Here is a 14,106-nt window from a genome sequence, read left to right on the forward strand (position 1 = left end):
GTAAACGGATTCATTAAACGTTTTAGAGGGGGATTTGCATTGAAGAATCATAAAAGAAAAAAAGCAGCAGCTATTGTTTTGGCCAGTTTATTATCCATATCATTAACCGCCTGCGGATCTGGAGGAAGTGATTCCGGAACAGCTGCTGGCGGAGACAGCAAGGGTTCCAAGGTCACACTGGAACTCGCCATCTCCAAGAGCTCGCAGGACTCTGCCTTTATTCAGCAGGACATTCTGGATGAGTTTGAAAAACAGACGAATGTACGTGTGAATCTGCAGCTTATTCCAGCAGAACAGACCACGACCGTACTGCAAACCAAGCTGGCTGTCGATGAAACGCCTGATATCATTCAATACAACCTGGCGAGCGCCGTGACGGATCTGAACCTGGAACGCAATTTTGAAATTCTGGATAACGAGCCTTGGGCAAGCAGAATTGTGAACAAGGACGTCCTTTCTTCCGGAGGTCATCTCTACAGCTTCCATGTCAGCCAGGATACAGGCATGCAAGGTGTTGTTTACAACAAACAGATCTTTGCAGACCTTGGTTTGTCGATTCCGACAAACTACGAAGAGTTTTTGGCTATCTGCGAAAAGATCAAAGCAAGCGGCATCACGCCCGTATTTATGCCATACAAAGACGCCTGGGCTGCCAACATTTGGCCAGCAGCAGCTTTTGCCGACTTTACAGCCAAGAATGATCCTACGTTCTTTGATGACCTGAACAGCAATAAGAAAAAATGGTCTGATATTCCGGAGTTCAAAACCTTCCTGGAGCAGCAGTACGAAGTGTACACCAAAGGCTACACCAACACAGACGTGCTTAGTGACAGCTACGATATGGCCGTGGGTAAATTCCTGAACAAGGAAGTAGCCATGATGTTTATGGGTGACTGGTTGATCGAAGGTGTGGCCGAGCAGGACCCTAGCATGGAACTCGGCGTATTCCCTATTCCGTCTTCCCAGGATGCGAGTCTGGGCGCGAGTCCACTCGGCGGACAACTGTTCATTCCGAAGAAATCCAAACATCTGGAAGAAGCCAAACAGTTCCTGGACTTTATTGCTTCAAAGGAAGTTGCTCAGCAGATCGTTGATTCGAAAGGTTATGTATCCAATTTCAGTGACGTAACAACGCCTGAGCTGCCTGCCTACAAACAGGATATCGTAGACAATTACATTACACCTAAGAAAACAGTGCTAACTACTGATGCTTATATGCTTGTTGACCGCAGTGAACTGTACAGATTACTGCAGGATCAATTTGCAGGCGGACTGACACCGGAAGAAGTACTGAAGGCGTGGGACGAGAAGTTCAGCCAACTGATGCAAGACAAAGGTGTGGCCGGTTTCTAAGAGAATAAAAAACCGGGCAGCATAGAATCTTGTTTCCTATGCTGCCCGAGCTATAACGGAGCGTGAGACATGAAAAGGGCTAAAAATCTGTATTCGTACTACATGATATATCCGGCATTGCTGATCTACTCCATCTTTTTCGTCATCCCTGCCATCGCAGGATTTTACTATTCATTTACGGATTGGCGGCTGGATCGACTGGAACTTCAGTTCATCGGTTGGGACAATTTCAAGAAGATCTTCTCTGATAAAACGCTGATTCTGGCATTGCAAAACACGGCGATCTTCGCGATTGTCACTGTAGTTGGCAAAAATGTCATCGGTCTATTGCTGGCCGTAGGACTGAACATGAGATTAAGAACCAAAAATCTACTGCGTGCCATCTTCTACTCCCCTTCCATTCTTAGCATTCTCGTCATCAGTATTTTGTTTACACCGATGCTGCGAACCGAAGGCACAATTAACAACTTGCTCGAAGCTGTAGGCTTGCATTCATTAAGCCAGGCTTGGCTGACCAATCCGTCCATCGTCATCTGGACCATCGCCATCGTCTCCATTTGGCAAAGCGCCGGATTTCAAATGGCCATCTATCTGGCCGGCCTGCAATCCATTTCCCAGGAATATTACGAAGCTGCTACCATTGACGGGGCCAGCTCATGGAAAAGCTTCTTTAAAATCACGCTGCCACTTCTGCTGCCAGCCATTAATATTAACTTGATGCTGACCCTAATCGGTGGACTCAAAGTATTTTCGGAAGTCTACGTCATGACCGGCGGCGGCCCGGGCAACGCTTCTCAGGTTGTGGGTACCATTATTCTGCGCTCCTTCGGTGAAGGCAACTGGGGACTCGGTACCGCAGTCAACACACTGCTGTTCGTTGTTGTCACCATTATCGCCATTCCACTGTTGATTTTCATGCGTCGTAAGGAGGTTACCGAATAACATGGGCTATACTCGCAAACTTGCCATCCGCAATTACATTGTGGAAGGATTCCTGATTCTGGCCTCCCTGATTGTTCTCTTGCCGCTCGTGATCCTGATCTTCGGTTCATTTAAAACAAGCGCCGAAGTACTCAGCTTCTCCCTAAGTTTACCTGATACATGGCAATTCTCGAATTACGTGCGGGTCTTCGAAGAAGGCGGCCTATCGAGGGCTTTTCTCAATAGTATCTGGATTACTGGCGTATCCTCGGTAATCAATATCGTAGCATCTTCGGCTGCATCATTCATTCTTGCACGCAGAGAAACAAAAGTCTCCGGAGCGATCTATATGTATTTCTTCATGGGGCTAATTGCTCCAATGTCGATCATTACAACGATTCGGGTTGTACAAGGTTTGGGCTTCTACGGAAGCATAACAAGCGTTATCCTGATCTATGCCGCTCTTAATACGGCGTTCAGTGTGTTCTTGTACAGCGGTTTTATCAAAACCATTCCGAGAGCGCTCGACGAAGTTGCTTTTCTGGAAGGTGCAAGCGTGTTCGGCGTATTCTTCCGGATCGTCACGCCGCTCATTCTGCCGGTTAACGCGACAGTGGCAATAATGGTGTTCATGTCGGTATGGAATGACATTACGATTCCGGTTTACTTCCTGACAGACAGCTCCACGTGGACGATGCCGCTTTCAATCTACAATTTTTACGGCAAGTACAGCCGGGACTGGAATTTGATTTTTGCCAATCTTGTACTGACTTCGCTGCCTGTATTCATCCTGTACTTATTCGGTCAGAAATATATCGTAAGCGGCCTCACGGCTGGAGCAGTCAAAGGCTAATCAGCTCTACAACCAGAGCTCCTTTTCTTAAATGCTACCCAAAGAAACCCACCTTGTTAGGTGGGTTTTTGTCTTTTAACTTTTGGCTTCAACTTAATAGGGATATCATATCCTGCTCTAAGCCTCGCTCTTCTTTATTACCCGCTTGGGCCTTGTCAAATCGTAACTGTGCTTAATCATTCCCTGCACATCCTCCACAGGCAGATTGCCTTCCACATTCACCGTGTTCCAGTGTTCCTTGTTCATATGGTAACCGGGAATCACCTCCGGGAATGCGTTTCGCAGGAAATCCGAACGTTCCGGATCACACTTCAGATTCACACTGACATGTCCGTTGTAGTTGTGCAATATGAGTGCAAAAAGTTTTTGGTTTCCTTGGTGGCGTATCGCCGTCCATCCTTCTCCAAATGGATGATCTTCATATGAACTGGGATAAGACAAGCAGTATTCCGTTAATTCTTCCAACGTCATGATCTTTTTTCCTCCATTATAGAAATCCTTCCATCCCATTTTGTATGAACCGTTGGTTATATGCAAGTTTACTTCATCGTGAAAGACAAAAAGGAACCGGCACTTCATGCCGATTCCTATGTATTGCACATATGATGTTATTGCTGTACTACACCTCTTGGGCAACTTGTGGTAATTTATCCGGTGCTTTGTGGTTCATGATTGGAATCATGGCCAATGCGCCAATGAGAAATAAAAAACCTGCTCCGCTATAGATCGTGCTCAGCGAAAAGGCATCTTTTAACGCTCCTGCGAAGGACATGGAAATGACCATCATGCCTACGAACATCGGATTCAAAACGCCATTCACGCGGCCAACAATGGAAGCCTCCGACCATTTCAGAATCATGGTGCTAATCCCAATATGAATGCAAGGAAACACCAGCCCATTCAGAAATTGAACAGTCAGCGTGACGGGGACACTTGTCGAATAACCCACGATGGCTGTACAGACTGCACCCGCTACCATTCCAATGGCTAGCAGAATTTGTGGTGGAACCCTCTTCGCAAACGTAGCTACTATTCCCCCACCAATTAGCATGGCTGCACCATTCACCATCAGGAGATATTGCAGGAATTCCTTGCTCCTGTCGAGCTGCTCTGTAACAATGAACAGATTGAGCGCTTGGGCTACACCAACGGAGAGACCAGCAAGTATAAACGCTAGCCCGAGCATCCGGAGCACCTGACTTTGCCAAACGTAACGAAACCCTTCCACGAATTCTTTTCGGAACTGCCCTTTAACCGCAACCGTTTGTGTCTGCATCTGATCCTCGGGCAGACGAACAAGAACGAGTGCGGACAGCAGGAAAACGAGGCCCATAACAGCGATGGATATTTCCAGGCCGAACGTGCTGTATACGAACGTGCCAAGCATCGGGCCAAGCACCATAAAGATGGCCATCAGCGATTGGAATAGAGCCATGCCTTGCTGCAGCTGTTCTTCTGCAACATGGTACTTAAACAATCGCATGCTTGAAGGTTGAGAGAACTGAGACAGAATTGCCGAGATAAATGCAACGAGGTAAACGGAGTGCCATGAGCCGTAATGTATGGTCAGGAGAACTGCAAATACCGATACGGCAGATAATACATCGCACCAAATCATCGTTCGTTTCGGCCGCCAGCGATCAGCAAAGGTACCTCCGATGAACGAAAAAACAAAAATCGGGGCAAACTCGGCCACACTGATGAGTGAAATGGCGTATGGATCATTATTCGTTGTCTCCGCCACATACAGTAGAATTGCAAAATTCCGAACCCAGATGCCGATCTGTAGGAGAACGCTGGATAACAAGATTGTCTGAAGAAACCGATTGCGAAACAGGCTTGTTGCATTAGTGCCTTGGACGTGCCTATTCAATCTCCTCAACCTCCATTTGTCATAAAGATGCCCATACTTTAATGATATGACGTCTCCTTTCACATCAATAATTATACGGACATCAACTTCCCACGCCTCCGACTAAAGACTGATTTTTCCAATTCGGATGATTTTCTCAAATTACATCATGATGTCCAATTCAGCACTTCGGACCATCCGAACGCAGCTGTTCATCCAGCCACATGAGAGCAGATTGCAGCCTCTCTTCCGGTACGGTTTCATATCGGTCTCCCAGAGAAAGTTCAAATGAACAATGCCCGGTCTCGCTATTTTCTTTTAGATACGAAGTTAACCCTATTTCAAACTGCCGCGTCATTCTGGTAAGAATGGGTTCAGCCTCTGCCGGAGTTCGTTCGACGTGCACATGAAACATATTCGACACGGGTACTTCGGGCAGCGTACGTATTCCATAACATTGATTCAGCAAAGAAGCGAGCTGCTTCGCTTGTTCATAATAGATTCCCATTTTATTGATACGTTGATCATAATAATATTGAGCACTTAGAATATAAGGATACAGACCGATCAGATCCCCGCCAAACCGGCGTTTCCAAACTCGGGACTCTTTCATCATATCCGTATCTCCAGCCAATATGGCTCCTGCTATACCGCCAATGCCTTTGTAAAATGATACATACACACTATCAAACAAGCTGCAGATCTCTGCTGCCGACTTCTGATAGTAAGGTGTGATCTCAAACAGTCTCGCTCCATCCAAATGCAGCTTGATTCCGCGTTCACGGCAATAAGCCGAGATGGCTTCGAGTTCTTCATATGCAGGCAGCTGGCCGCCAATTTCCCGCTGTGGCAATTCAAGCAATAGACAGGCAATGTCGCCTTCGATGGCTTGGACATCATCCAATCGTATCAATCGGTCCTTGTCCCCAAACAGAACCGCTTCAATCTGATGAAGTTCCTTCAGGGTGTTCTCTTCATGAATTTCAATGTGACACAGGGGATGATAGGCTACACGCTTCAGTCCCTTTTGATCACAATAAATACGCAGCGCAATCTGCTGCGACATGGTACCACTTGGGAAAAAGATGGCTGCCTCCTTGCCCAGTACTTCAGCCATCAGTCGTTGGAAGTGTTCAATGGTTTCTCCGCTCCCGTAATGATCGCTGTCTATCTCACCATCAATGTGCTGAAATGCTTCCTGGAGAACCCTGATTTTGCGACTGCCATGACCGCCAACGATATACTCAGCCTCTCTGAACGCTTCCATTAATGAATCCGGTGTATCGCTCAAGCCATATCCTACAGTATCTTCAGCAGATGTCTCTTCGAAATCACCTTTCGTTTGATTACCCGTATGTTTCCCCATCTGGCTCACACCTCTCTATTTAAACTTTACTAAACCATTGCCATTCGCGAAACGCCGTTATATCATGCTTTGCTTTTACTTCCGCCAAAAAGTTGAGCAGTCTGCCTTGTCTGTAATATTAAATGCAATAATTCTCTCCAGCAGAGCAAAATCCACCGGTTGACTCCATTTGATTCGAATCAATTCTTTCGTATGATCATAGCCAGCCTCCACAATCTCATCTGAAAACTGAAGAATGCCTGCCTTCTCGGGAGCAATCGCCATATGCTGTTTGGCAACACTGAATCCGATAATGAAGGTCTCATGATCCGTAAACATTGGCTGATTCCAAGCAATCTTCGCCTTTAGGTTAGGAAATTTCGTAGCCACCCAATTCAGTACTTCTTCGGCTCGAGCACGCTGGTCCGGGTTGTCCATCCGTGTCAAAAAATCTTCAAATTCGTTCAAGTAAATTCCTCCTATATGAAATTAGTTAAGTTCGTTTGTTTATTGGTTGACTTACTCTTTTCATCAAGTATACACGTTCGTTACAAGTCTCCAAACATAAATTCGTTTGATTCATGCTGTATCACTCTGGAACAGCTTAAAGTTCTTGCCGCTAAGCGGACAACTCCTTCAAGTGAGCAACATATCATATGGCAAAATGATAGATTGGAGGAGTTGCTATGGTTCGTACACTTGACGCCCGTACATCGCTGGGGTCAGCAGGTATTACCCCTCTCAACGTTCCGCTTGGCGCAAATACACCTACACTGCTGGGGATTGTTGGTCTTAATATTTTCAATCCGGGGCCGATTATTCGAACGCAATTCAATGGGACCTATCGGATTTCGGTATCCAATTTGTCTTCCTTGCCTTCTTCCATTCGTTTTGAAATATTCAGAGGGGCAACATATACGGGCCAACCGATCTATGTGGTTTCCCAGCCTGTATTTCCTAACGACAGTACGATTCTGGCGAGCTTTGAAGGTTCGGATTACAATGTGCCTGCACCTGCCAATGGACAGCTCATCTACTCCTGCTTTGCAACGTTTGTCCCTGTATCCGCATCAGAACAAGCCACTCGCCTTGGACCGGAGTGCTTCAATGCGGTCGCTTACAGCGACGATTAACTCCACATTTCGATTGCTCCTTAGCTTCGAAGAAAGGAGGACTTCAAATGGTTAAGACATTAGATGCAAGAACGTCTCAAGGCTCTAAAGGTCAGGGCGTTCTCACTCCCAGTTTCACAAACGGCGTTCCATTATTGTTCGCCCAAGTTGGGCTGCAAGTAAGTAATCCGGGTCCAATCATCCGCACACTTTTCTCAGGTATCGTAACGGTAACGGCCAATCAATTATTTAACAACGGTTCTCTTGCCATCGAGGTATATCGTGGTCTGGGAGTCTCACAGCAGCTTGTATACCGTGCAGAAAGGACTGTCCTCGGCAACCCTTTCTTCAGCCCGTGTGTGCTCAGTTTTACGGGCTCCGATTATAACGTAACTCCACCAGGAAATGGCCAGCTCGTCTACTCTGTCTATGCGACATTCTCCTATGGTCCGGATACCGGCGTAAGCAATGTCCGGCTCGGGCCGGAAAGTTTTAACGCAACTGTGTATTCCGATGACTAAGTTGATGATTCGGACAAAAAAACGCTATCATGTCTCGTACGTATAGACTACTTATAAGGATGCTCGATCCAAATCCAGTGCTCTCCGATGGTCAGAGCTGGAGGGATCAGGCATCCTTATTCTTGTTTCGTATTCAATTTTGCTTGTTAATGACAATGGAAAGACTATAGTTCGCATGTTCGTTCAAACGAACAAGGAATTGATCCAAAACTTCATTCGATGGAAATCTGGCCTCCAGAATGTAACATCCGTTTCCGCTCACTTTATAGTTATTTAGTACAAAATCATTTTCAGTTTTAACAAAAGACAGGAACGACTGATGATGTGGATTCGTCAGTTTGATCGTGATAAACGCATGGATTAAACAGTTTAATTTGACTTGATTTACTTGGACGGTGTATTTTTCAATAATTCCGTTTTCCTCCAGCTTCAACACTCTCGAAGCAGCTGCTTGGCCAGTGAGATGAACCTTCTCCCCCAACTTTTTCATCGTAATGCGACTGTTCTCTGACAGCTCTTGAATAATTAATTGATCTATGTGATCGAGCACTCGTTATCCTACCCCTTTAATTTTAGTATCATCACCAATGAAAACCCAATTCATGAGATAAGTAAAGCTTACTCAATTCTACATACAAACCCATCATGAAAAGAAATACTTTCATAATTCAAGTAAATGAGAAGAAAGACTTGATTCTATGCATGTACGCAGACATCCGGAGGTTGTAAGCTATTTATATATTCATGATCAAAGGAGAATTACAATGAAAATAACTCAAATCCGAAATGCTACAATTATCGTTGAGTATGCAGAACAACACTTTTTAATTGATCCATTCCTGGCTGACAAGGGCGTGTATCCTCCATTCCCTAATTCTGCGAGGCAGGATCAGAAGAATCCATTGGTCGATCTTCCGACATCTGTTGAAAATATAATCCGTGGCATCGACGCGGTTATCGTTACTCATCTTCATTTGGACCATTTTGATGATGCCGCAAAAGAAGCGCTGCCCAAAGACATCAAAATGTTTGTACAGAACGAAGCTGATGCGACTGAAGTTAAAAATGCTGGCTTTAACAACGTAGAGATTCTTCATGAAGATTCAGTATTTCAGGGAATTCAACTCATTAAAACAAAAGGGGAGCATGGGAGAGGAGAAGTCTTGAAGCTTGCTGGCGAAGTATGTGGTGTAGTCTTTAAACACACTAGTGAGCAGACTTTATATGTAGCTGGGGACACCGTTTGGGTCGAATCTGTTCAAGAAGTGATCCACACTCACAAACCTGAAGTTCTTGTTGTTAATGGAGGAGATAATCAGTTTCTGGAGGGTGGTTCCTTGGTTATGGGCATAGACGATATCTATAAAGTATATCAAGCTGCACCAGACGCGAAAATCATTGTAGTCCACATGGAAGCAGTTAACCATTGGGGTCTTTCCAGAGAAGATTTAAGAAGCTTTTTGAAGGATAAAGGGATCACCAATAACGTTGCTGTTCCTGAGGATGGGGAATCCTACGTATTATAATTCAGCTATAAAAAATTGAACACTCCTCCGTCACTTCGTGACGGTCAGGAGTGTTCTTCTACAGCTTACTTCACAGAAAGCAAGCTGTCCGTAAGAAATTTCAGTTGTCCTTCCAAAGTGATCGGATCGTTATATGTGTCCGAAGTGTTATCCAGCTGGAAGACATGTCCTGCCTTAACAGCAGGCAGATTCTCCCACAATGTATTGCTGTATACGACTTCGGCATCACTCGTATCTCCCGACCACGGGCTGGTAAAGATGATGTCACCTGCATATTCCGGCAGCACTTCCATGGAGATCGATGCAAAGCCTGTTCCACTGTCAATCGCTTCTGCCTGAGCCTTGGTTGGGGCCTTCAAGCCAAATTCGCCATAAAGGATTTCACCACCACGACCATAGTTATGGCCGAATACGTATAGTCCCTTCGCATATGGATTCAGAATGGAGACAGTACGATCACCTACTGCAGCTTCTACTTTGGGTTTCCATTCGTTAATCTGAGCTTCCCAGTTTGTAACCCATGCTTTCGCTGCATCTTCCCTATTCGTCAGCTTGCCTAATTCAACCATCAGATCTTTATAGTTGAGTTTGCCATACTGGATCTGCACCACAGGGGCAATTTGAGACAATTGATCAAGGCCCTCTGTGCCCTTATAAGCGATGATCAGATCCGGTTTGAGGCTTACCAGCTGTTCCGCTGTAGGCTGCTCACCCAGATCGGTTGTTCCTTCACTTATTAATTGATCCTTAATATACTTATTGCCCATTGCTCCAGAGAGAGCTCCTACCACGGGAACATCCAGTGCTACAAAGTATCCTGTCGTAAACGCCGTCAAATCAATGACACGCTGCGGTGTTTTCGGTACCTCAATTTCTCCTGCATCCGATTGGTATGTAACGGTCTCCCCTTCGTCAGTTGTTGCTGCTTCAGCTGCTGATGCTGAGTCAGTTGTCTGCTCTGTCGTGTTTGCACTTGCATCCGTCGCTGTACTCGTCGTTGCGGTTTGACCGCATGCACTTAGTACCAGCAGCACGGTTAGTGCCAGTATAAGCAAGACCGAATTAGATAGTCTCAACAATGTAAACCCACCTTTTTTTAATTGATATTGATAATCGTTATCACTTTATCATGATGCAGTCTATTTGACAAGCTAATTCTAGTTCTCTTTGTAAAATGTAGTTATATTAGATGTTTCACCCCGTAGTCAGACTTCCATTCCATGATCAAAAAAGCCGCCAAGGGCGACTTTAAAGACATGATTTTTAGTTTCCGACAACTTTATATTCGCTCGTAACCTTCTCCTGTATTAGCTCTCTTTCAAGGAAATATGATCAACTACCATCCAGTTGTTATCCCTATATTGCAGCGTTAATTTTACAGAGGTGGAACCCTCATTCGAACGATATTTACTTACCACAAGTGTGGCCTCATTCTTCTCGTTTGCCAGCTCGACCTTTTCAATCCGCAGTAAAATCCCTCGAAGATTGCTTGGATTATCTTCATATAAACTTTCCTTAAGCAATTGTTCATAAGTTAGGTTATAAACATCCACCTTATATTTCGTTCGTAAGAATTCCATTACATGTTGTCCATCCGAATCACTTAATGCAGGAGTCTGAACATCGTCTATTGATATATACTCCATTGATCTATTAAGAGCTGAATCCGTCAATATGACCTCTTCCAATGCTGCAAGATATAGTTCGCTTAAGCTAGTTACAGCCTCTGTGTTTGTAAACTTGCTTGCACAAGATGTTGTCAAACTAACCAGTGACAGAACATAAATGAAGTACAATAACTTCCTTGGGATGACCCTCACCTCCTATGGATTCCTTAACTCATTAACGGCAATCTCACGGAACATGTTGCACAATAAAAAAAGCAGTCCTCAGTGGACTGCCCGTTCGATTTTTACATTTTCAGATCCAATTGAAACTGATCCAGCTCTTCTTCTGCATCACGCATTAATTCCACTAACTGATCAGCGTATTCTCCAAGCACAGCCCTGCTGGCCTCAAAGTTAAGCCATTGAATGGTTAGCGGAATTGAAATGAAGCCAGTAATGACATCCCATAACGCATCGAGATTCCGCCCGTAAGAGTCATCTAACCCCAGCTTCGCCTGAAGAATATCATGCAGCTCTTCTTTTCCATGAATATCATTTCCATCAATGATTACTGTCTTCATACCATCCTACCTTTGGTCATTTGATTTGTTCAAACGTACGATAATGATCGGTTGTCTTGTATATTAAGCCATCACTGGAATAGAGGATTCGGTCACTCCCCCGGGTTCCACCGGAATAATTGATATCTGCCTCGTACCACGTTCTTGCCTTTTTCTTAGGTAACAAGCCTTCCCGATTCTGAAAAATATCACCGCCGATACTTTTGCCTGGGGCCACATCTTGCAGATTTCCCTCACTTGGTTCCCAGCCTAAAGCTCTGGCCTCCTTCTTGGTAATATAATTATCTGGAAGTTCCTGATGCTCGGTAAGATAATTGGCAACTTCGTCAAATTGGTTCAAGACAGCATGAGTCTGGGTCGAATCATCTACAGATAGCGATTCAAGCGAACAGCCTGCGAACAGCATCGTCGCAAGAATAATGAGTACAGCACCTAACCATTTTTTAATATTCACTGCTTATAATCTCCTTTTAATCTTCTTAACTCAAAAAAGTATATACCAATCTGGACACAGTTCCAAGTATAGCTAAAAGTTAAAGGATTGAAGTATATTTCAGTCATCTGCCATTACACCCGTCCCGGGTGGAGTAGGTCCCGTGACCATCGCTACGCTGATCGAACATACGATCAAATCAGCCTGCATGCAATCCAAAAAAACTTCATAATATGTACGAAAGTACGCAAAGCTCACTCTTTTCATGAGTGCTTTGGGTGCTTCTTTGTATATAGACATAAAGGGTAATGATCATTGACAGTGCGTGCGTCTGCTAATTCAATTTTCGTTAATACTTATCTGTTCATGTTCTTTTTATTTTTTGGCATATTGTAAAATGGCCGTCGCCGCACGAATACGAAGTTCCTCGTTCTCACTCTGTAATGCATTCTTTAGTATGTCGAGAGCTTCCTGTACTGTTCCGTCATCTACGCCAACCGAATGTTGAACTGCCGTTTCTGTTTCGGGAGTTCTTGAAATCCACGGATCCAATTGAGCCTGTGATCGTGGATACTCGAATGTTGAAATGATCGAAGCATTCGAGATCAGAGTACGTACTTTATCGTTTATCTCTGTCAGTGGAATTCTTCCCAACCACGTTATTCCTCGCCGATGACATATCGAATCTTCCTCAATGCTAACGGAATCATCGTAAAAATAGTCGCCCACATCCCCAACATATACCCACTCATCGTCATGAATTAAGACATGGTCTCCATCCTGCATGATGTTTACAAACATCTGTAGGGTACCTATTACTCCGCTCAGTTCCGAGTCAGGTATTGCATAATGCTGCCCGATTTGTTCTTTCCATTCTTCAGCCGATAGTTGTTCCAAATCCCCTGTAGCTGGCCAATCGATCCCGATAAAGTTATCTTCCAGGAATGCTGCAGTTCGATCCGTTCCGTGTATGATGGATTGAATGTGAAAAAGGTTCATGCTGCACTTATCCTCCTCTGATGCTATAAGCGTATTTTACGTTCTACACATTATAAATCGTTTCATTTGGCTTATTTTTTTGTTTCCGAAATGCCGATGGTGTCTCGCCAAAGGCTTCACGGAATTTTCTTGTAAAATGTATGCCACAGTCAAATCCAACATCCGTAGCGATCTCTGCGATTTGCCGGTTTGTCCCAGCGAGAAGCTGTGCTGCCTTCTCCAACCTGAACTTGTGAACTGTATTAAGAATCGTATCTCCTACCTGCTCCTTAAATAAATGGGAGAGGCGTGAGGTGGATAAACAGCATCGGTTCGCAAGTTCCGGTATGCTTATCTTCTGCGCAGGATGCATCTGCAGATAGCGCAAGATCTCCGCAATTCGGGGATCCATCGTCGCCGGAACATCCGGTGGATAGGTGTGTTGAATGTGAATCAACGTCTCTTCCAGGGCCAGCTCGGATAATCGGCGATATTGTTCCGAACGGCCTTCCGAAAATCCGTGACGCACCAATCTTCGAAGTGCATTCTGCATATCATGCCGTACCTCTTCCGAAACAATCCGCTGGTAGATGAAACGAGCTGACGTTTCGGGAAGCTTCAACCATGTACTCCAATGGGGATCGGGTATGAAGTGTACCCATATAAATTCCCAATGTTCGTGCTTGGTTCTATAATGGTGCGGAAGCCCTGGCATAAGAATTGCCACATCCCCCGCTGTGCAGGTTATCGAATTCTTGCCATGCTGTATTTCTCCTTCACCGGAAAGCGTATACATTAATAACCAGTCGATGCTCCCTGTTGGTCGATGAATCTCATATCCGTTCAACTCCTTATAATGACCTGCGATCAATATTCCAAAGGGCCTGTGTCCAACTATAGCATAATCCGCATGTTTTTCAGCCATTATCACACTACCTCGCTATGATCTATTCCATATAAAATATAGCTGTATCGATATTTCTTTTATTTTTGAACACAGTAGAATTCATCGTAAAGAACATAT

The 14,106-nt window shown here is 44.7% G+C and carries 18 protein-coding genes; 7 read left to right on the top strand and 11 right to left on the bottom strand.

Annotated features, from left to right (window positions below; all coding sequences use genetic code 11):
- Nucleotides 1-39: 39 nt before the first annotated feature.
- The 3 genes from MH144_RS04835 (at nucleotide 40) to MH144_RS04845 (ending at nucleotide 3,127) form a co-directional block, all read left to right on the top strand.
- Nucleotides 40-1,353, top strand: coding sequence for an ABC transporter substrate-binding protein (locus MH144_RS04835; RefSeq protein ID WP_239297954.1), 1,314 nt, complete (start codon nucleotides 40-42; stop codon nucleotides 1,351-1,353).
- 69 nt (nucleotides 1,354-1,422) lie between these two features.
- On the top strand, nucleotides 1,423-2,295 hold the full coding sequence (locus MH144_RS04840) for a carbohydrate ABC transporter permease (RefSeq protein ID WP_095287215.1): 873 nt from the start codon (nucleotides 1,423-1,425) through the stop codon (nucleotides 2,293-2,295).
- A 1-nt stretch (nucleotide 2,296) separates the two neighbouring features.
- The gene (locus MH144_RS04845; RefSeq protein WP_095287216.1) at nucleotides 2,297-3,127 is read left to right on the top strand and encodes a carbohydrate ABC transporter permease; all 831 of its coding nucleotides are present in this window, start codon (nucleotides 2,297-2,299) and stop codon (nucleotides 3,125-3,127) included.
- 117 nt (nucleotides 3,128-3,244) lie between these two features.
- On the opposite strand, the gene MH144_RS04850 is transcribed toward MH144_RS04845, so the two are convergent.
- From MH144_RS04850 to MH144_RS04865, 4 genes are all read right to left on the bottom strand, one after another.
- Nucleotides 3,245-3,598 carry an MmcQ/YjbR family DNA-binding protein gene (locus MH144_RS04850; RefSeq protein WP_239297956.1) on the bottom strand — a complete coding sequence of 118 codons (354 nt, stop codon included), beginning with the start codon at nucleotides 3,596-3,598 and terminating at the stop codon, nucleotides 3,245-3,247.
- A gap of 148 nt (nucleotides 3,599-3,746) precedes the next feature.
- The gene (locus MH144_RS04855; protein ID WP_239297958.1) at nucleotides 3,747-5,000 is read right to left on the bottom strand and encodes an MFS transporter; all 1,254 of its coding nucleotides are present in this window, start codon (nucleotides 4,998-5,000) and stop codon (nucleotides 3,747-3,749) included.
- Nucleotides 5,001-5,160: 160 nt separating this feature from the next.
- Nucleotides 5,161-6,270, bottom strand: a complete 1,110-nt coding sequence (locus MH144_RS04860; RefSeq protein ID WP_239299259.1) for a threonine aldolase family protein — start codon at nucleotides 6,268-6,270, stop codon at nucleotides 5,161-5,163.
- A 150-nt stretch (nucleotides 6,271-6,420) separates the two neighbouring features.
- The gene (locus tag MH144_RS04865; protein WP_481857340.1) at nucleotides 6,421-6,762 is read right to left on the bottom strand and encodes an iron chaperone; all 342 of its coding nucleotides are present in this window, start codon (nucleotides 6,760-6,762) and stop codon (nucleotides 6,421-6,423) included.
- A gap of 248 nt (nucleotides 6,763-7,010) precedes the next feature.
- Between MH144_RS04865 and MH144_RS04870 the strand changes: the two genes are divergently transcribed.
- A complete protein-coding gene (locus tag MH144_RS04870; protein ID WP_239297962.1) occupies nucleotides 7,011-7,457 on the top strand; it encodes a hypothetical protein in 447 nt (148 codons plus the stop codon).
- 47 nt (nucleotides 7,458-7,504) lie between these two features.
- The gene (locus MH144_RS04875; protein WP_239297964.1) at nucleotides 7,505-7,957 is read left to right on the top strand and encodes a hypothetical protein; all 453 of its coding nucleotides are present in this window, start codon (nucleotides 7,505-7,507) and stop codon (nucleotides 7,955-7,957) included.
- Nucleotides 7,958-8,090: 133 nt separating this feature from the next.
- Here MH144_RS04875 and MH144_RS04880 read toward each other — a convergent pair whose 3' ends face one another.
- On the bottom strand, nucleotides 8,091-8,507 hold the full coding sequence (locus MH144_RS04880) for an Lrp/AsnC family transcriptional regulator (RefSeq protein WP_239297966.1): 417 nt from the start codon (nucleotides 8,505-8,507) through the stop codon (nucleotides 8,091-8,093).
- Nucleotides 8,508-8,721: 214 nt separating this feature from the next.
- Between MH144_RS04880 and MH144_RS04885 the strand changes: the two genes are divergently transcribed.
- The gene (locus tag MH144_RS04885; RefSeq protein WP_239297968.1) at nucleotides 8,722-9,483 is read left to right on the top strand and encodes an MBL fold metallo-hydrolase; all 762 of its coding nucleotides are present in this window, start codon (nucleotides 8,722-8,724) and stop codon (nucleotides 9,481-9,483) included.
- A gap of 65 nt (nucleotides 9,484-9,548) precedes the next feature.
- On the opposite strand, the gene MH144_RS04890 is transcribed toward MH144_RS04885, so the two are convergent.
- From MH144_RS04890 to MH144_RS04905, 4 genes are all read right to left on the bottom strand, one after another.
- Nucleotides 9,549-10,562, bottom strand: a complete 1,014-nt coding sequence (locus MH144_RS04890; RefSeq protein WP_239297970.1) for an ABC transporter substrate-binding protein — start codon at nucleotides 10,560-10,562, stop codon at nucleotides 9,549-9,551.
- 228 nt (nucleotides 10,563-10,790) lie between these two features.
- A complete protein-coding gene (locus MH144_RS04895; protein ID WP_239297972.1) occupies nucleotides 10,791-11,063 on the bottom strand; it encodes a hypothetical protein in 273 nt (90 codons plus the stop codon).
- A 332-nt stretch (nucleotides 11,064-11,395) separates the two neighbouring features.
- On the bottom strand, nucleotides 11,396-11,671 hold the full coding sequence (locus MH144_RS04900; protein WP_239297974.1) for a barstar family protein: 276 nt from the start codon (nucleotides 11,669-11,671) through the stop codon (nucleotides 11,396-11,398).
- A 16-nt stretch (nucleotides 11,672-11,687) separates the two neighbouring features.
- Nucleotides 11,688-12,077: a ribonuclease domain-containing protein gene (locus MH144_RS04905; RefSeq protein WP_275440010.1), complete on the bottom strand. Its 390-nt coding sequence runs from the start codon at nucleotides 12,075-12,077 to the stop codon at nucleotides 11,688-11,690.
- A gap of 190 nt (nucleotides 12,078-12,267) precedes the next feature.
- Here MH144_RS04905 and MH144_RS04910 point away from each other — a divergent pair, with 190 nt between their 5' ends.
- A complete protein-coding gene (locus tag MH144_RS04910; protein WP_239299260.1) occupies nucleotides 12,268-12,336 on the top strand; it encodes a hypothetical protein in 69 nt (22 codons plus the stop codon).
- Nucleotides 12,337-12,479: 143 nt separating this feature from the next.
- On the opposite strand, the gene MH144_RS04915 is transcribed toward MH144_RS04910, so the two are convergent.
- Together MH144_RS04915 and MH144_RS04920 are read right to left on the bottom strand one after the other, a co-directional pair.
- Nucleotides 12,480-13,103, bottom strand: a complete 624-nt coding sequence (locus MH144_RS04915) for a hypothetical protein (RefSeq protein WP_239297978.1) — start codon at nucleotides 13,101-13,103, stop codon at nucleotides 12,480-12,482.
- A 43-nt stretch (nucleotides 13,104-13,146) separates the two neighbouring features.
- Nucleotides 13,147-14,007: a helix-turn-helix domain-containing protein gene (locus MH144_RS04920; RefSeq protein ID WP_239297980.1), complete on the bottom strand. Its 861-nt coding sequence runs from the start codon at nucleotides 14,005-14,007 to the stop codon at nucleotides 13,147-13,149.
- Nucleotides 14,008-14,106: the final 99 nt, after the last annotated feature.

This window comes from Paenibacillus sp. ACRRY (genome assembly GCF_022346995.1).
GTDB lineage: Bacteria > Bacillota > Bacilli > Paenibacillales > Paenibacillaceae > Paenibacillus.